The following is a 17,671-nucleotide window of genomic DNA, read 5'->3' on the forward strand; positions in this document are numbered from 1 at the left end:
TCCGGGAGTCGCCGGTCGCCGCTGTCGGCCTAGCGTTACCGCTGTGCCCGGCGGTCCCGCCGGGCACGAGGCGACCGGGGAGGTACGACATGAGCTACGACGGCGACCCCAGCGGGTCGGGCGACTGCCTTCCGGAGCACGAGCTGCCCGGCGTCGACGACCAGCAGGGCTTCGGTTCGGCCGTCGACCCCCAGGCGGACCTGCTCACCTCGGAGCCGCTCACCTCGGACCCGCTCGCGCTGGACCCGCCGGAGCTGGCCGAGGAGCCGCCGCCGGTCACCTCCGTGGTGACCCACCACCCGGGCGGGGTCACCGAGGTCGCCACCGACCTCGACGGCGACGGCTACGCCGAGCTGCTTGAATACGACGTCGACGGCGACCGGCTCGCCGACGTCCGCTACCAGGACACCGACTGGGACGGCCGGCTGGACAGCGTCGAGCGGGACTCCGATCTGGACGGTCGGATCGACCAGGTGCTGGAGGACAACGACGGGGACGGCCGGGTCGACTCGGTGGTCACCGACGCCAACCGGGACGGCGTGCCGGACCGGGTGGTCGCGGACGCCGACTTCGACGGGCGGCCGGACACCTGGATGACCGACGGTGACTTCGACGGGCGGCCGGACGAGATCCGGGTCGATTCCGACGAGGACGGGAAAGCCGACCGGCTGCTGCTGGACACCGACCACGACGGCACCATCGACCAGGTCAACTACCAGGACCGGCAGACCAACCCGTACGTCACGAACTGATCGCGGACGGCGCACCGCGCGGTGCCGCAGCGGCACCGCGCAGGCTGTCCGATCCGTCCAGCTTGGTCACTGCTGCCCGGGTCCACCCGGCCGCACCGGCCCCCGCCTGCCCGCGTGTCGGCATGGCCGGGCCCCCGCCGGGGTAGTGCGAGTGGCACAGTGCGGTAGTCGTGTCGGGGAGCGTCTCGTGGGTGTCCGGGCGGCACGCAGATCGAGGGTTCCGGCGTGGCCAGAACTTCAGCTGACGGAAGGGCAACAGATGAGCGAGTCGCAGGAGACCGTCGACACCCGTGGTGACGAACGGATCGAACTGCTCCGGGCCGACGCCAACCAGGACGGCAAGACCGACGTCTGGGTGGTCGACACCGACGGCGACGGCAAGCCGGACCTTTTCCAGTTCGACACCGACGGCGACGGCAAGGTGGACATCACCATGGTCGACACCGACGAGGACGGCAAGCCGGACGAGGTGGTGGACGGCGACGGCGGCCTTCCGCCACCCACCGCCTGAGCGCAGGCACCGCCGGGCGGGCAGCAGGACCGAGGCCGTGGCGGCGGCTTCCCGGGTACGACCTACCGGGAGGCCGCCGCCACGGCCTCGTCGTCGCACCCGGTGTCGCCCCGGCCGGTCCCCGCCCTGCGGTGACCGGCGGGGCCGGGCCGCAACGGGTGGGCCGCAACGGGTGGCCGCAACGAGTGGATCTCGGTTTGATCATGCCCGGATAACGAAGTCGGCTGTCGGCCACGTCACTGCCCGGCCTGCCAACCTTTCGCCCGCCCTCGGGCGCTTCGCAAGCCATGAGGGCGACGACCGGCGCCGCCCGCCTCGCCGACGGGGAGAAGCGGAACGATGAGGCTGGTGCTGCGGCGTGCCCGGGGAGCGAAGAGTCTGCTCCTCGCGGCGACCGGGGCGACCCTGATCGCCACCGCCCTGCTCACCGGGCTCGCCGGCTACAGCCGGGAGGTGATCGACTCCGGCACCGAACAGGCGGTGGCGTCCGCCTCCCAGGAGGAGCGGTCGATCCTGGTACGCGGCACCGCCGGCAGCACCCCGGACGGTCTCGCCGAACGCGACACGGCGGTACGGTCCCGGTTCGCCGACGGCTTCGGCGGGGTACCGGCCGGCGTCTCCGGAGCGGGTTACGCCGCCGGGCGGGAGCTGACCGGACGCACCGGGAACGCCGTACCGGACGCCCAGGGATCGGTCTTCGCCCGGGTGGTCTTCCTCGACGACCTGCCCGCACACGCCCGGCTGACCGCCGGGGCGTGGCCGGAACCCGGCCGGCGACCGGTGCAGACCGCGCTGGCCGAGCCGGTCGCCAAGATCCTCGGTGCCCGGGTCGGCGACCGGATCCCGATCACCGACCGGGTCACCGACCGGGTGACCGAGGCGACCGTCACCGGCGTCTGGCAGCCGCGCGACCCCCGGGACCCGTACTGGCGGCTGGTGCCGGAGGTGGCCGACGGGGTGGCGACCGGCTCGGCGACGTACGGGCCGCTGGTGGTGGACCGGGCGGACTTCCTCGACCACTTCATCGCGAACGCCTCGGCCGGCTGGCTCGTCGAACCCGAGCTGGCCGGGGCCACGATCACCTCGCTCGGCCGGCTCGGCGAGGCGGCGGACCGGACCGTCGCCACCCTTCCCGCCGAGACCGGGCTCGGCAGTTCCGGACTGGTCACCACCCAACTCGACCAGCTCGTCCAACGGCTGGACCGGGCCGGACTGGTGGGGCGGTCGGCGCTGGTCACCCCGATGCTGCTGGTGGTGGTCCTCGGCGGGTACGCCCTGCTGCTTGTCGCGCTGCTGCTTACCGAGCAGCGCCGGGGCGAGGTGGCGCTGCTGCGGGCCCGGGGCGCGGGTCGGGGCCAGTTGGCCGGACTGGCCGGCCGGGAGGCGCTGCTGGTCGTGCTGCCGGCCGCGGTGATCGCACCGGTACTCGCCACCGAACTGGTCCGGCTGGCCGACCGTACCCCGATGCTGGCCGCCGCCGCGCTGCACCTGGACCCCCGGCCCGACCCGCGGAGCTGGCTGATCGCCGCGATCGCCGCGCTCGGCTGCGCGCTGGCGATGCTCGGCCCGGCACTGCGGCGCGGCGGCAGTTACGTCGGCGAGCTGGCCAGCCGGTCCCGACCGAGCCGGCGCACTGTCGCCCAGCGGGCCGGCCTGGACGTCGCGCTCGTCGCCCTGGCGGTGCTCGGCTGGCTGCAACTGCGGCAGTACTCCTCGCCGCTGGCCGGTGCCCGCCCGGACGGCACCCTCGGGATCGACCCGCTGCTCGCCGCCACCCCCACCGTCGGGGTACTCGCCGGTGCGGTGCTGGCGCTGCGCGGCCTGCCGCCGATGGCCCGCCTCGCCGAACAGTACGTCGACCGCCGGTCCTGGACCGGCACCATGCTCGGGATGTGGCAGGCCGGCCGCCGGCCGCACGCCGGCCCGGTGCTGCTGCTCGCCCTGGCGGTGGCGGTCGGCACCCTCGCCTGGTGCCTGGCCGCCACCTCGGAACGGTCCCTGGCCGACCAGGCCGACCACCAGGTCGGCGCCGACCTGCGGCTGGTCGAGTCGAGCGGGGTGGCGCCGCCGGCCCGCACCGGCCAGCTCGCCGAACTCCCCGGCGCCGAACTGGTCCTGCCGGCCTGGCGGGACGCCCCCCGGCTCGGCACCGAGGGCGTGCCGGCCGGAATGGTCGCGCTGGACGCCGCCGGCGCGGAGCGGGTCGTCCGGCTCCGCGACGACCTGGTCGACGGCGACGCCGCCGGACTCTTCGCCGGGCTGACCGACGCCCGGGTGACCGCCCCGGTGCTGGCACTACCGCCGGGCACGACCCGGCTGACCGGCCGGATCAGCACCACCGGCACCGGCGGCTCGGCCCGGACACCGGTCCGCAGCACGGCGATCTTCGCCGAGCCACACGGCGGGCACCTCCGGGTTCCGCTCGGCGCGAGCTACGACGACCGGCCGCTGCGGTTCAGCGTGCCGCTGCCGGCCGGCGGCGACGCGGCACCGAAACTGGCCGGCTTCGCGGTGGAGACCCTCGGACCCGCCGGGTACGTCGTCGACTGGCAGCTCACCGACCTGCGCGCCGGGACGTCCGACGGTACCGGCCCGACCGTGCCGCTCGCCGACGGCCGGCAGTGGCAGACGGTGCACCGATCCGGCGAGACCTCGCCCGCGGCGGCGGGACCGCGTGGCCTGGCCACCAGCTACAGTGCGCCCGAATCGTCGACTTCCTGGTGGGGGGCGAGCACTCCGATCGCGTTCGCCGTCACTGTGGCCCCCGGCCCGGGGCAGGTGCCGGTGGTGGCGACCCCGGAGGCGCTGGCCGCGCTGCGGCTGACGGTCGGCCAGCAGACCGTGCTCGTACTGGCCGGCGGAGCCGTCGACGTCCGGATCACCGGTACCGTCGCCGCGCTGCCCGGCGTACCGGAGTCGGCGGCGCTGCTGGTCGACCTGCCCTCGCTGAGCACGGCGCTCTTCCACGAGCGGGGCATCGTCGCCGCGCCCGAGGAGTGGTGGCTGGCCACCCGCCCCGACCGGCACGCCGAGGCGGCCCGAGCGGCGGCCGGGCTCGGCGGGCTCCAGGTCGCCGACCGGGTGGAGGTGGCCGGCCGCTCGGGGAACGACCCGTACGGCGTCGGTGCCCGGGCCGCCCTCTTCGCCGCCGCACTCGGTGCCCTGCTGCTCGCGGCGGTCGGGATCACCGTGGACGTCCGGGCCACCGCCCGGCGCCGGGTCACCGAGCTGGCCGTGCTGCACACCCTCGGCGCCGGGCCCCGGCTGCTGGCCCGATCGCTCCTGGTCGAGCAGGCGTTTCTCGCCGGCATCGGCGTGCTGGTCGGGTTGGGGGTGGGCATCGGGGTGGCCGCCACGATGGCCCCGCTGGTCATCCTCACCCCGTCGGCACAGCGGCCGGTACCGGCACCGCTGCTGGACATCGCCTGGCTGCCGGCCGGCGGGACGGCCGCCGTACTGCTGCTGCTGGCGCTCGCGCTGAGCGGGCTGACCGCCGCCACCATGCGGCAACGGCTGGCGGCGGCCCAGCTCCGGATCGGGGAGGACCGGTGAGCACCGGATCGACGAACACCGGGCCGGCAGGCACGGAACCAGCCGGCGCGGAACCAGCCGGCGCGGAACCGGCGGGCACCGGACCGGCACGGACAGGGGTGGCACGGACAGGGGTGGCACGGACAGGGGTGGCACGGACAGCGGCGGCACGGACGGGGCCGGCGGAGGGACGTGGCGATGGCGAGGGTGCACCGGTGGGCGGACGGACCGGGGGTCGACTGCCGGGGCCGTTGCGCCGGGCCCGGGTCTTCGCCGGCTATCTGGGGCTGCTCGGCATGCTCGGGCTGGTGGCGGCGCTGCTGGTGACCGGAGCACCCCGGCTGGCCAACGAGTTCGCCGACGACGGGCTGCGGCACGACGTACGGGACCTGCCGTACCAGGTCCGGGACCTGACCTTCACCGCTAACCAGGACGCGCTCCAGCGGCCGGACGCCGCCGCGGCCGCCGACCAGCTGGACCGGTACCGGGAGCAGTTGCCGGGACCGCTGCCGGGGCTGGTCGGCCAGCAGTGGTTCGCCGGCCGGATCGGCCCGAAGGACCTGAGCGTGTCGGGTGACGCGCCGTCGCTGCGCGGGAACTGCCCGCCGGAGCTGCAACTGCGCGGCCAGGCCGGCATCGATCGGCAGCTGCGGATGGTCGAGGGGCGCTGGCCGGCGTCCCGGGGCGGGGTCGAGGCGGCGGTGTCCCGGGAGGCGGCCGGCATCCTCGGGCTGCGGGTCGGCACCCTCGTCGAACTCGGCGGCAAGGGCCTCGCGCAGGGCTCCGTACCGGTCCGGATCGTCGGGATCTACGACCCGGTCGATCCGGCGGCGCCCGCCTGGGACGCGATCCGGTTGGCCGAGGTGCCCTGCCCGGGCCCGACCGACGGCACCACGCACCGGGTGGCGCTGCTTACCGACCTGCCCGGGATCACCGCCGCCGGCCGGGTGCTCGGGATCGGCTACGACTGGCGTTACCGGGTCGACGAGGAGCGGATGACAAGCGCCGACATCCCGGAGGTGCTGGCCGCGATCGCGGCGACCCGGCGCACCCCGCCGGAGCGCGGGCTGGTCCTGGCGACCGGCCTGGACAGCGGCCTGAACAGGTTCGACGACCAGCTCCGGGCGGTGCGGGCGCTGCTCGCCGTGGTGCAGGCCGGCATCCTGGCCACCCTGCTCGGGCTGGTCGTCCTGGCCGCCGGGCTGGCGGTGCAGCGCCGCCGGGAGGAGTTCACGCTGCTCCGGGCCAGAGGGGCGGCGACCACGGCGATCGGGGCCCGCACCCTGCGGGAGACCGCCGTGGTGCTGCCGTTCGCGGTACTCGCCGGCTGGTTGCTCGGCCGGCTGGCACCGGGCCGCCCGGCCGGGGCCGAACCGCTCGGCGTCGCGCTGGTCCTGCTCGGCAGCACGCTGGCGATCCCGCTGCTGGCGGTGCTGAGCCAGCGCCGGGCGGGTTTCGTCGCCCAGCGCCGCGACCTGGTCCGGCACCGCCCGTCGGTACGCCGGCTGACCGCCGAACTCTTCGTGCTGCTGCTCGCCGTACTCGGCGTGCTGCTGCTGCACCGGCGCGGGCTGAGCCAGGCCGGCGGGGTCGACCCGTACCTGGTGTCGGTGCCGGTGCTGCTGGCCGTGGCCGCCGCCCTGGTGGCGCTGCGGCTGGTGCCGTGGCCGCTGCGCCAGGTGGGCCGGATCGCCGCCCGGGCCCGTACGGTGGTGCCGTTCGTCGGGCTGGCCCGGGCCGGCCGGGGCGCACCGGTGACCGTCGGGCCGCTGGCCGTACTCGTCGTGGCGATCGCCACCGGCGTCTTCACCAGCGTGGTGACCAGCACCGTCGCCGAGGCCCGGGACCGGGTCACCGACCAGGAGATCGGCGCCGACGCCCGGATCACCGGCTCGTACTCCGAGCAGGCCACCGCCGACCGGCTCGGCGCGCTGCCCGGGGTGGCCGCGGTCAGTCCGCTCGCGGTCGAGGTGGGCCAGCCGTTGCGCTCGACCACCCCGGACCTGCTCGGCGGCCGGGATCTCGGCCAGGTGCAGGTACTCGTGGTGGACGGCCCGTCGCTGGCCCGGGTGCTGGCGGAGAGCGGTGTCGACGCGGACGTGCCGGCCGGGCTGACCGCGCCGGGGCCGGTCGACGGCCCGGTGCCGGCGCTGGTCTCGCCCGATGTGGCCGAGGCGGTCGGTGCCGGCGCAGCCGGTACCGGGACGGTCGGTGCCGGGGCGGTGACCGAGGTGCAGGGCCGCCGGTACGCGTTCCGGGTCGATCACGTCGCGTCCGGCTTCCCGGGCGTCGCCGTCGACGCCCGCCGGTTCGTGGTGCTCCCCTGGCAGGCGCTGCCGGTGCCCGAGTTCCAGCCGATCCGGGCCAACCAGTTCCTGCTGGCCGGGGAGGGCTTCGCGCCCGCCGAGCTGACCGCGACCGTGGACGCCGCCCAGCGGGAGTACCTGGCGAAGGTGCTCGCCCAGCCGGTCGAGCAGGTACGCCCGCAGACCGCGGTCGCCGTCGACACCTGGACGGCGCACCGCCGGTCGCTGGAGCGCAGCGGCGTGAACCGCCTGCTCAGCTTCACCTTCGGCACCGGAGTGGCCGGGGCGACCGCGCTGGCGCTGCTGGCGGTCGGTTTCGCCGTGCTCGCCGAGGCGCCGGGCCGGGGCCGGATGCTGTCCCGGTTGCGCACGATGGGGCTCTCCGGGCGGCAGGGTCGGGGGCTGCTCGTCTACGAGCTGGTGCCGCTGCTCGGGGTCGCGGTGCTGACCGGTGGGCTGGTCGGGGTGGCCCTGCCCCGACTGCTCGGGCCGGCGCTGGGGCTCTCCGGCTTCACCGGCGGGCTGCCGGCCCGGATCCACCTGGATCCGCTGCTGCTGGTCGCCGTACTGCTGCTGGTGGTGGTGGCGCTGGTCGCCGCCCTCACGGTGGAGAACGTGGTCAACCGGCGGATGCGCCTCGGCGAGGTGCTCCGGCTCGGAGAGGAGAACTGAGATGGCTGCCGGGGTTGGTCGCGGAGAGGAGAACTGAGATGGCGAGTCCGACGACCGCCGAGGCGGTGCCCGAGCTGGCGGTACTCCAGCGCAGGGCGGCGGAGCGGGCGGCGGCCCGGGCCGGCGGAGCGGACCGGCTGCGCGGGCACATCGTCTGCGACGGACTGGTCCGGATCTTCAAGACCGAGGGCGTCGAGGTGGTCGCCCTGCAGGGGCTGGACCTGGTGGTCGACCGGGGCGAGCTGCTCGCGATCGTCGGTGCTTCCGGTTCGGGCAAGTCGACGGTGCTGAACATCCTCTCCGGGCTGGACGTGCCGACCGCCGGGATCGCCCGGGTGGCCGACTACGACCTGCTGACCATGTCGCCGAAGCGCCGGCTGCGGTACCGCCGGCGCACCGTCGGGTTCGTCTGGCAGCAGACCGCGCGGAACCTGCTGCCGTACCTGACCGCCCGGGAGAACGTGGAGCTGCCGATGCGGCTGGCCCGGGGGCCGCGCGGCCGGGCGGCCCGGAAGCGGGCCACCGAGCTGCTGGAGATGGTCGGGGTCGGCTACTGCGCCGACCGCCGGCCGGACCAGATGAGCGGCGGCGAGCAGCAGCGCTGCGCGGTGGCGGTCGCGGTGGCGAACGACCCGGAGGTGCTCTTCGCCGACGAGCCGACCGGTGAGCTGGACGAGGCGACCGCCGCCGACGTCTTCGGCGCGCTGCGCACCATCAACGCCGAGCTGGGCGTCACCATCGTGGTGGTCACGCACGACCAGGCCGTCTCGGCCCAGGTCCGCCGGACGGTCGCGATCCGGGACGGCCGGACCGCCTCCGAGGTACGCCGTTCCACCCGGCTCGGCGCCGACGGCGTCGAGGAGCTGGTGACCGAGGAGTACGCGCTGCTGGACCGGTCGGGCCGGATGCAGTTGCCGGCCGCCTTCGTCGACGCGCTGAGCCTGCGCGACCGGGTACGCCTCAACCTGGAGCCGGACCACGTGCAGGTCCGGCCGGGCGGCACCGGTGGTGAGCAGCCGTGACCGGGGCGTCGGAACGGCACGACCGGGGGCGGGACGCGGGCGTGACCGAAGCGGGGGAACGGCAGCGCCGCGGGCGGGAAGCGCCCGTGCCCGGGGCGGAACGGCAGCGCCGGAGGCGGGAAGCGGGCGGGAACGGCACAGGAGGGCGGCTGATGGGCGAGGAGCTGGTCCGGGTCGAGGGGGTGGGCCGGGACTTCGCCACCGGTGACCGGGTGGTGCACGCGGTCCGGGAGGTCTCCCTCACCGCCGCCCGGGGCGAGCTGGTGGCGATCCGGGGCCGCTCCGGGGCCGGCAAGACGACCCTGCTGAACCTGGTCGGCGGCCTGGACCGGCCGACCACCGGGCGGATCCACGTCGCCGGGCACGAGATCACCGCCGCCGGCAGTGCGGAACTGCTCGAGCTGCGCCGCTCGACCATCGGGTTCGTCTTCCAGTCGTTCGGGCTGATCCCGATCTTGTCCGCGGCGGAGAACGTCGGGGTGCCGCTGCGGCTGGCGAAGCGCGGCCGGGCCGAGCGGGAGGAGCGGGTGACGATGCTGCTCGAACTGGTCGGCCTGGGCGGGCAGGCGGGGCAGCGGCCGTACGAGCTCTCCGGCGGCCAGCAGCAGCGGGTGGCGGTGGCCCGGGCGCTGGCGAACGATCCGGCGCTGCTGATCGCGGACGAGCCGACGGGTCAACTCGACTCGGAGACCGGTCGTTCGATAATGGATCTGCTCCGCGCCCTGGTGCACGCCCGGGGGATGACCGCGCTGGTGGCCACGCACGACCCGACCCTGATCGACCTGGCCGACCGGGTGCTGACGTTGCGCGACGGCCGGCTGGTGGCCGGGGCGGGACGGGACGGAGCGGAGCTGGACGGGGCGGCCCTGGCCGGCAGCTGATCTTCGGCCGAATCTCCCGCAGCCCCGCGCCGTCGGCGGCGGACACGATTCAGGGATGGGATCCGTACGTCCGCACGGGTCCCATCCCTGAATCGGTGCTGTTGTTCCTCGGGTCTCAGTCGCCCTGCCGCTGCTGGGGGATCTGGCCCTGAAGCAGGGCACGAACCTCCGACTCGCGGTAACGACGGTGCCCGCCCAGCGTTCGAATCGCGCTGAGCTTCCCCGCCTTGGCCCACCGGGTCACGGTCTTCGGGTCGACACGGAACATCGACGCGACCTCTGCCGGCGTGAGTAGCGGCTCAGGTTCATGCGTACGCGATGCCATCGGTCACTCCTCCACAGGTGCCTATAGACATCGGCCGGGGTCCCGCCGGCCGACGCGTCTCCCATGGTCCGGCTAGTCCCCGATGTCCGACATGGGCCGAACGGCCGAAGGTCCCTGGATGGACGGATGAACAATGACCGATATATGGGCCTTTTTTATGCCAGAAAAAGACTTAACCGGACGGCCGATTGCCCCTCGTGACGCCGATATTACGAGGGGCATTCATCTGTGTGCGCTCCCAATGGGCCCTGAGCCGCATTGTTCGCTAATTGCAACGCTCCAGTAACTGGACCGCCCGCCAGCGCGCGACAAGCTTCTCGTACGCCTCGGTCGCGGCGTCCGCGTCGCCCCGGGAGAGCCCGGCCAGCCCCGCCGCCACCAGCTCCGGGGAGTCGTCCGCGGCCAGCGCCTCGTCCGGCAGCAGGTCGACGAGCCCGCCGTAGTCCAGCTCCACCACCGACCGGGGATGGAACTCCTCGAGCCACCGGGCGCCCTCCTCGACCGCCTCGGTGATCGGCGCGTCCCCGACCGACTTGCGCAGCACCGACAGCCCCCGGGAGGCCCGCCGGCGGGCCTTGGAGATCTCGGTGCGGTAGCGCAGCACCCGCCGGTCCGGCCGGGTGGTCAGCTCCCGCTCCTCCGGGTCGACGAAGACGAACCAGCGCAGCGGTACCCCCCAGGTGGCGATCTGCTCGTGCAGCCTCGGCACCCCGTGCTCCAGCACCCGCGCCCCGCTGCGCCAGTCCTCCACCACCGCCTTGGCCTGACCGGCCAGCACCGGCGGGACGAACGCGTCGGCCAACACCGGAGGTACGCCGTCCCGGGCGCTCAGCGCCGCCTCGGCGACCCGGACCCGCAGGTTCCAGGGGCAGACCAGCAGCGTGTCGTCGGCCTCCAGGACGTACGCCTCCTCGGGCAGGTCGGGCAGCCGGGTCCAGCCCGCGCCCAGCGCCTCGATCACCGCCGTCCGCTGCCGGACCGGCCCCTCCAACGGGGCCACCGCCCTGCCCTCCTTGACGTACCGACGCCAGAAGAGCTGCCGGTCCCGATCGAAGGCGGTCAACGGCTCGTACACCCGCAGGTAGGAAGCGAAGAGCGACGGCACGGCGCGATCCTCCCACGAAACGAGAGTGGACGAGTCTCCAGCATCTCCAATCCGTCTCGGGCGCGCCGGCCGCGGCCCATCCGTGTGCCGATCACGATTAGGCTCGGAGCAGGCCGGCAACATCCCCCGCCGGCACCTCGGGAGCCCCCTCCCGGCCGCATCCCACGAGGATGCCCACCTCCAGATCAGGAGCGAAGACATGGACGTATTCGCCAGCACCGACGGTCCGGAACCCGACGGCCACGAGCAGGTCGTGTTCTGCCAGGACAAGCAGACCGGACTCAAGGCGATCATCGCCATCTACTCCACCGCGCTCGGCCCGGCCCTCGGCGGCACCCGCTGCTACCCGTACGCCACCGAGGCCGAGGCGCTGCACGACGTGCTCGACCTGTCCCGGGGGATGGCGTACAAGAACGCGCTCGCCGGGCTGGACCTCGGGGGCGGCAAGGCGGTCATCTGGGGCGACCCGGAGCAGATCAAGACCGAGCCGCTGCTGCGGGCGTACGGCCGCTTCGTCGAGTCGCTGAACGGCCGCTACTACACCGCCTGCGACGTCGGCACCTACGTCGCCGACATGGACGTGGTGGCCCGGGAGACCCGCTTCGTGACCGGCCGCAGCGTCGAGCACGGCGGTGCCGGGGACTCGTCGGTGCTGACCGCCTGGGGTGTCTTCCAGGGGATGCGGGCCGCCGCCGAGCACACCTGGGGGTCGCCGACCCTGGCCGGACGCCGGGTCGGGGTCGCCGGGCTCGGCAAGGTCGGCAAGCACCTGACCGGGCACCTGATCGACGACGGCGCCTCGGTGGTGGCCACCGACGTGAACGAGAAGGCACTGGCCTGGGTCCGGCAGGCGTACCCGCAGGTCGACGTGGTCGCCGACACCCAGGCCCTGATCACCTCCGACATCGACGTGTACGCCCCCTGCGCCCTCGGCGGCGCGCTGGACGACGACACCGTGCCGGCACTGCGCGCCTCGGTGGTGGTCGGCGCCGCGAACAACCAGCTCGCGCACCCGGGAATCGAGAAGCTGCTCGCCGACCGGCACGTGCTGTACGCCCCCGACTACGTGGTGAACGCCGGCGGGGTGATCCAGGTCGCCGACGAGATCGAGGGCTTCAACTTCGAGCGGGCCAAGCTGCGGGCCACCCGGATCTACGACACCACCCGGCAGATCCTGCGACTGGCCGATGCCGAGGGCGTGCCGCCGGTGGTCGCCGCCGACCGGCTCGCCGAGCGCCGGATGGCCGAGGTCGGCCGGCTGCGCACCATCCACCTGCGCTGACCGGCCCGCCGTCGGCGGACGAGGCGGAGCCGGTCCGGGTACCGGCTCCGCACGACGCTGGAGGTCACCGCGACCGATTGCCGGTTATTCCTGTCGAAAGTACGCTGTACTGGACCGATGGGTCTGGAGGTCGCAAACGAGTCATGGCCGGGCCCCCGCGTCGCTCCTTACTGAGTAGAATGGCACCGCCCGTCGATGTCCGCGCGACGCGCGGGCACGGACGGTGGTAACCCGAGGTGCCGAACCGGGTCCTCCCCATGTACCGTAAGAGCCACGAGAGATGCCTGACGTCATCGGGGCCCGCCTTCGGGCTGCCCCGAATTCTGTGCGAGGGGGTCGAGCCATGGGGCGCGGCCGTGCTAAGGCCAAGCAGACTAAGGTCGCCCGGGAGTTGAAGTACCACTCCCCGAACACCGACCTCGCCGCCTTGCAGCGAGAACTCGGCGGCAGCCGCAAGTCGGACCACGACTTCGACGACGACTACAAAGAGTATGTCGACGACGATGACGAGGACCATGACGCGGACGACGACCGCGACACCTGGTCGTCGACCCGCTGACCTCCGGTCACATCTGAGCACGCGGTAACACCGCGTGCTCACGCGTGTCCGAGTGGCTGCGGGACCGTACCGCCGATCGGGACGCCACCGGTAAGGACCTGCCGGGGCCGGAGCCTGCCTCCGACCCACCGGCAGGTCCTTTACCCATCTAGCCGGGCTCCGGCGTACCCGAGAGTAAGGGCCGATCGATCAGGGACGTTCCGCCACAGCCGCCGCAGAGCCAGACATCTCAGAGTTCCCGGCCCCAGAACCGGCACCCGGGGTGATCCGCCTCGCCCGGTGCTCAACGGGGACGGTTGTTCCAGTTGTAGAACGTCGGGATGTTCTCGAAGTGGTTCCAGGCGCAGACCGCGCTGGCGCCGTCCCCGGCGGTCGACACCTCGGCCCGGAGCCGGCGCGCCTCCGCCGCCTCCCGCAGCAGGGTGGTGAGTCCGTCCCGAGCACCCCGCACCCGGGCGGCCACCGGATCGTGCGAACCGGTCTCGACGGGCTCAGACGGCCGTGGGCTCGTGATCTCGGGCATGCTCCAACACTCCCTCTAGTAGACGGATCTTGCTGTTGCGGCAGTGGTCGGTCTCCGTACCGTCGAAACGCCCGTGCTCGAAGTATCGGTTGGCGGCGTGCCCGCCCCCGCAGAACCCGAAGTACGGGCAGCGGGCCCGGCAGTTCTCCACCCCGGCCAGGAACTCGGCCACCCAGGGCGTGCCGCCGGCCGCGCCGAGGATCTCCGCCAGCGGGGTCTCCAGGACGTTCCCGCTGGTGAAGTCGCCGTATCTCGGGTCGGAGAAGCCGGCGAGTTCGGGAGAGAGCAGCACCACCGAGCCGTCGTACCCGATGGTGGGGATCGGGTCGAGTTGCCGGGGCAGTACGTCGTCGTCGGTGCCGTCCAGCACGGCCGCCGCGTACCGCAGCGACCACTCGACCTCCCGCAGGTGGATCCGGGGGTTCCGGCGCCAGGCGGCGACCAGCTCGGCCCAGAAGCCGCTGACCAGCTCGGCCGGGTGGGCGTTGCGCCGGGTGTTCACCCCCTCGGTCTCCTCGATGTTGATCCCGAGTACGTCACAGCCGAGGCCGAGGAAGTAGTCGTACAGCTCGGTGGCGAGTCCGGGCTCGGGCCGGCTCACCACGCATAGCGCCGAGTACCCGATCCCGTGCCGGCGCAGCGCCTCGATCCCCGCCACGATCCGGTCGTACGCCGGCCGCCCGCCCCGGCCGACCCGTTCCCCGTTGCGCTCCCGGGGCCCGTCCACGCTGACGCTGACCCGGATCCGGTGTGCGGCGAAGAACTCGCACCAGGCGTCGTCGATCAGGGTCGCGTTGGTCTGCACGTGGTGTTCGACGGTCGCGTCGAAGGGCGCCAGCAGGGCCGCCAGGTGGTCCCGGCCGGCGGCGAGTGGTTCGCCACCGTGCCAGACCACCGAGAACCGGCCCAGCCGGGCCCAACCGTTGACCGGGGCGGCCACCGCGGCGGCCACCGGTACCGTCATCCGACGGTCCGCCGCACGCAACGGGAGATAGCAGTACGCGCAGTCGAGGTTGCAGAGCGTCGTCGGCTGCATGACCACGTAGCTGGGGACCGCGGCGATCCCCCGCATACCGGAAAACTCCTGTCCGCGGACAGCCATGGCCCTCCTCCCCCGCCTCTGAGGTGCCCCTCAGGCTAGGTGGCGGTAGCCACCCCGGTGAAGTCCTGACCAGGTATGCCGAGAATCACGGGCAATATCGCGGATGCGGGTTTTGGCGTTTTTGTTGTACCCGCCCAGCGTCGCACCCGGCCGCCCGCCCAGGGCGAGCCCGGGGCGCCGCCCGGCCGGTGTGTCGGGACCGGTCAGCCCCGGGTGTGCTGGCCGATCATGTGCACCTCGCCGGTGCCCTCGATGATCTCACCGGCCTGCCAGGCGTGCACGCCACGGCCGGTCAGGCAGGCCAGCGCCCGGTCGGCGTCCTCGGCCGACACGATCGCGAACATGCCCACGCCCATGTTGAAGGTGGACTCCATGTCCTGGTCCTCGATCCGGCCCTTGGCCTGCACCAGGTCGAAGATCGGCTGCGGCCGCCAGGTGGCCCGGTTGACCACCGCGTCGACGTGGTCGGGCAGCACCCGGACCAGGTTGCCCGGGATGCCGCCGCCGGTGACGTGTGCCAGGGCGCGCACCTCGGCCTCGGCGATCAGCTTCAGGCAGTCCCGCGCGTAGATCTTGGTCGGGGTGAGCAGCTCCTCGCCGAGGGTCCGCTGCTTGCCGAACTCCTCGATCACGCTGTCCAGCCGCATCCGGCCGGCGCCGAGCAGCACGTGCCGGACCAGGGAGTAGCCGTTGGAGTGCAGGCCGGACGAGCCCATCGCGATCACGACGTCGCCGATCTCGACCCGCTCCGGGCGGAGGATCTCGCTCTCCTCCACCACACCCACGCCGGTCGCCGAGACGTCGTACTCGTCGGGGCGGAGTACGCCCGGGTGCTCGGCGGTCTCGCCGCCCAGCAGCGCGCAGCCGGCGTACCGGCAGCCGTCGGCGATGCCGGCGCCGATCTCGGCCACCTTGTCCGGGACGACCTCACCGCAGGCGATGTAGTCGAGCAGGAAGAGCGGCTCGGCGCCGCAGGCGACCAGGTCGTCCACCACCATCGCGACCAGGTCGATGCCGACCGTGTCGTGGATGTCCATCTGCTGCGCGATGACCAGCTTGGTGCCCACCCCGTCGGTGGACGAGGCGAGGATGGGGTTCTTGTACTTCTGGGTGTCCAGCCGGAACAGCCCGGCGAACCCGCCGATGTCACCCATCACCTCGGGGCGCCGGGTGCCCTGCACCTTCGGCCGGAGCAGTTCGACCGCGCGCTCGCCGGCGTGGATCGAGACACCGGCGTCCGCGTACGACACCGTGCGCTTACGGCCCGACCGACCCATCCCCGCCGTCCACGGCTGATGGGTACCACCCCGGCCGCTTCCTGCACCACTGCGCTCGGTCACGTGCGTCACGGTTCTCCCCTTAGTGCTTCTCGCGGCTGGCCGCGTCGGTAGCGGTCGAGGATCGCTCGACTTCGTGCTGCCCCACCGGAGATGTCCGGCCGGACCGGTCCTGTCGCCGGGCGTCGTACCCATGAGCCCCGCCCGGCGTGGTGCCTACGCGTGCGACGACACTTCGCCGCCACTGGAACTGTTCACGAACGGCTGACCGCCGGAGCCCCGGGAGGTGGCCCCGGCCGGAGCCGCCTCCTCCGCCCCGGCGCCGGCGACCCGGCGGTCAACTCCTTCGAGTACGTGCTTGCCGATCAGGTTCCCCGCCGGCAGCTCGATCGGGTACTCGCCGTCGAAGCAGGCCCGGCAGAGCCGGGTCTTCGGCTGCTCGGTGGCCGCGACGAGACCGGCAAGCGAGACGAACCCGAGACTGTCGGCGCCGATCGACCGGCGGATGCCCTCGGTGTCCAGCCCGTTGGCGAGCAGCTCCGCCCGGGTGGCGAAGTCGATGCCGTAGAAGCAGGGCCAGGTGACCGGCGGCGAGGAGATCCGGACGTGCACCTCCAGCGCGCCGGCCTCGCGCAGCATCCGGACGATCGCCCGCTGGGTGTTGCCGCGCACGATCGAGTCGTCCACCACGACCAGGCGCCTGCCCCGGACGTTCTCCCGCAGCGGGTTGAGCTTGAGCCGGATGCCGAGCTGACGCAGGGTCTGCGACGGCTGGATGAAGGTGCGCCCGACGTACGGGTTCTTCATCAGTCCGGCGCCGTAGGTGATGCCGGACTCCTCCGCGTAGCCGATCGCGGCCGGGGTGCCGGACTCGGGGACCGGGATCACCAGGTCCGCCTCGACCGGGTGCTCCCGGGCGAGCTTCCGGCCGATGCCGACCCGGGCGGCGTGGATGTTGCGGCCGGCGATCGTGGTGTCCGGCCGGGCGATGTAGACGTACTCGAAGAGGCAGCCCTTCGGCTCCGGCGCGGCGAACCGGGCCGACCGCAGCCCGTGCTCGTCGATGGCGATCAGCTCGCCGGGCTCGACCTCGCGGACCACGCTCGCCCCGACGATGTCGAGTGCGGCGGTCTCGCTCGCCACCACCCAGCCGCGCTCCAGCCGGCCGAGCACCAGCGGGCGCACCCCGTGCGCGTCACGGGCGGCGTAGAGGGTGGTCTCGTCCATGAAGACGAAGCTGAACGCGCCGCGCAGCGTCGGCAGTACCTCCAGCGCCGCGGCCTCCACCGAGAGGTCGGGGCGGCTGGCCAGCAGCGTTGTCACCAGGGCGGTGTCCGAGGTCGAGCCGTCCGAGTCCATGCCGCGCTCGACCGCCTGCCGGGCGAGTTCGGCACTGTTGACCAGGTTGCCGTTGTGCGCCAGCGCGATAGTGGTGCCGGCCGTGTTGGCCCGGATGGTCGGCTGGGCGTTCTCCCAGGTCGAGCCGCCGGTGGTGGAATACCGGGTGTGGCCGATCGCCAGGTGGCCGCGCAGGCTCGCCAGCGTCGGCTCGTCGAAGACCTGGGCGACCAGGCCGAGATCCTTGTAGACCACCACGCCCGACCCGTCGCTGACGGCGATGCCGGCAGCCTCCTGACCCCGGTGCTGGACCGCGTAGAGGCCGAAGTAGGTGAGCTTCGCCACCTCTTCGCCCGGGGCCCAGACGCCGAACACGCCGCACGCGTCCTGCGGACCGGGTCGTTGGGGGTCGAGGTCATGGCTCAACCGGCCGTCGCCTCGGGGCACCTGCCGCTCCCTCTTGCTGATCTGCTCGGACTCGCCTG

General features: G+C 73.5%; 14 protein-coding genes. 8 read left to right on the forward strand and 6 right to left on the reverse strand.

Annotation, left to right across the window (positions count from 1 at the left end; translation table 11 throughout):
- Positions 1-89 precede the first annotated feature (89 nt).
- From ACN28A_RS12520 to ACN28A_RS12545, 6 genes are all read left to right on the forward strand, one after another.
- The gene (locus ACN28A_RS12520) at positions 90-752 is read left to right on the forward strand and encodes a hypothetical protein (protein WP_421395203.1); all 663 of its coding nucleotides are present in this window, start codon (positions 90-92) and stop codon (positions 750-752) included.
- A 259-nt stretch (positions 753-1,011) separates the two neighbouring features.
- Positions 1,012-1,263, forward strand: coding sequence for a hypothetical protein (locus ACN28A_RS12525; protein ID WP_421395204.1), 252 nt, complete (start codon positions 1,012-1,014; stop codon positions 1,261-1,263).
- Positions 1,264-1,602: 339 nt separating this feature from the next.
- Complete coding sequence (locus ACN28A_RS12530) at positions 1,603-4,815, forward strand: FtsX-like permease family protein (RefSeq protein WP_421395206.1); 3,213 nt, start codon at positions 1,603-1,605, stop codon at positions 4,813-4,815.
- Between the two features lie 194 nt (positions 4,816-5,009).
- Positions 5,010-7,772 carry an ABC transporter permease gene (locus tag ACN28A_RS12535; RefSeq protein WP_421395207.1) on the forward strand — a complete coding sequence of 921 codons (2,763 nt, stop codon included), beginning with the start codon at positions 5,010-5,012 and terminating at the stop codon, positions 7,770-7,772.
- Positions 7,773-7,810: 38 nt separating this feature from the next.
- On the forward strand, positions 7,811-8,794 hold the full coding sequence (locus tag ACN28A_RS12540; protein ID WP_421395209.1) for an ATP-binding cassette domain-containing protein: 984 nt from the start codon (positions 7,811-7,813) through the stop codon (positions 8,792-8,794).
- A 152-nt stretch (positions 8,795-8,946) separates the two neighbouring features.
- Entirely contained in the window at positions 8,947-9,675 is a 729-nt protein-coding gene (locus ACN28A_RS12545) for an ABC transporter ATP-binding protein (RefSeq protein WP_421395211.1), read from the forward strand.
- Positions 9,676-9,790: 115 nt separating this feature from the next.
- Here ACN28A_RS12545 and ACN28A_RS12550 read toward each other — a convergent pair whose 3' ends face one another.
- Both ACN28A_RS12550 and ACN28A_RS12555 read right to left on the reverse strand, forming a co-directional pair.
- On the reverse strand, positions 9,791-10,000 hold the full coding sequence (locus ACN28A_RS12550; protein ID WP_007073996.1) for a BldC family transcriptional regulator: 210 nt from the start codon (positions 9,998-10,000) through the stop codon (positions 9,791-9,793).
- A gap of 265 nt (positions 10,001-10,265) precedes the next feature.
- Positions 10,266-11,105: a hypothetical protein gene (locus ACN28A_RS12555; RefSeq protein ID WP_318399009.1), complete on the reverse strand. Its 840-nt coding sequence runs from the start codon at positions 11,103-11,105 to the stop codon at positions 10,266-10,268.
- 199 nt (positions 11,106-11,304) lie between these two features.
- On the opposite strand from ACN28A_RS12555, the gene ACN28A_RS12560 reads away from it, so the two are divergent.
- Entirely contained in the window at positions 11,305-12,387 is a 1,083-nt protein-coding gene (locus tag ACN28A_RS12560) for a Glu/Leu/Phe/Val family dehydrogenase (protein WP_421395213.1), read from the forward strand.
- A 343-nt stretch (positions 12,388-12,730) separates the two neighbouring features.
- Complete coding sequence (locus tag ACN28A_RS12565; RefSeq protein WP_421395215.1) at positions 12,731-12,946, forward strand: DUF3073 domain-containing protein; 216 nt, start codon at positions 12,731-12,733, stop codon at positions 12,944-12,946.
- Between the two features lie 283 nt (positions 12,947-13,229).
- Here the strand turns inward: ACN28A_RS12565 and amcA are convergent, their stop codons facing one another.
- From amcA to purF, 4 genes are all read right to left on the reverse strand, one after another.
- Positions 13,230-13,469, reverse strand: a complete 240-nt coding sequence (gene amcA, locus ACN28A_RS12570; RefSeq protein ID WP_421395216.1) for a multiple cyclophane-containing RiPP AmcA — start codon at positions 13,467-13,469, stop codon at positions 13,230-13,232.
- Positions 13,438-14,541: a cyclophane-forming radical SAM peptide maturase AmcB gene (gene amcB / locus ACN28A_RS12575; protein ID WP_421395218.1), complete on the reverse strand. Its 1,104-nt coding sequence runs from the start codon at positions 14,539-14,541 to the stop codon at positions 13,438-13,440. Before amcB ends, amcA begins: the two co-directional genes overlap by 32 nt.
- 233 nt (positions 14,542-14,774) lie before the next feature.
- Positions 14,775-15,920 carry a phosphoribosylformylglycinamidine cyclo-ligase gene (gene purM / locus ACN28A_RS12580; RefSeq protein ID WP_421395220.1) on the reverse strand — a complete coding sequence of 382 codons (1,146 nt, stop codon included), beginning with the start codon at positions 15,918-15,920 and terminating at the stop codon, positions 14,775-14,777.
- A gap of 144 nt (positions 15,921-16,064) precedes the next feature.
- Positions 16,065-17,633, reverse strand: coding sequence for an amidophosphoribosyltransferase (purF, locus tag ACN28A_RS12585; RefSeq protein WP_421404331.1), 1,569 nt, complete (start codon positions 17,631-17,633; stop codon positions 16,065-16,067).
- Positions 17,634-17,671: the final 38 nt, after the last annotated feature.

Origin of the sequence: Plantactinospora sp. WMMB782, assembly GCF_049179135.1 — a bacterium.
GTDB lineage: Bacteria > Actinomycetota > Actinomycetes > Mycobacteriales > Micromonosporaceae > Plantactinospora.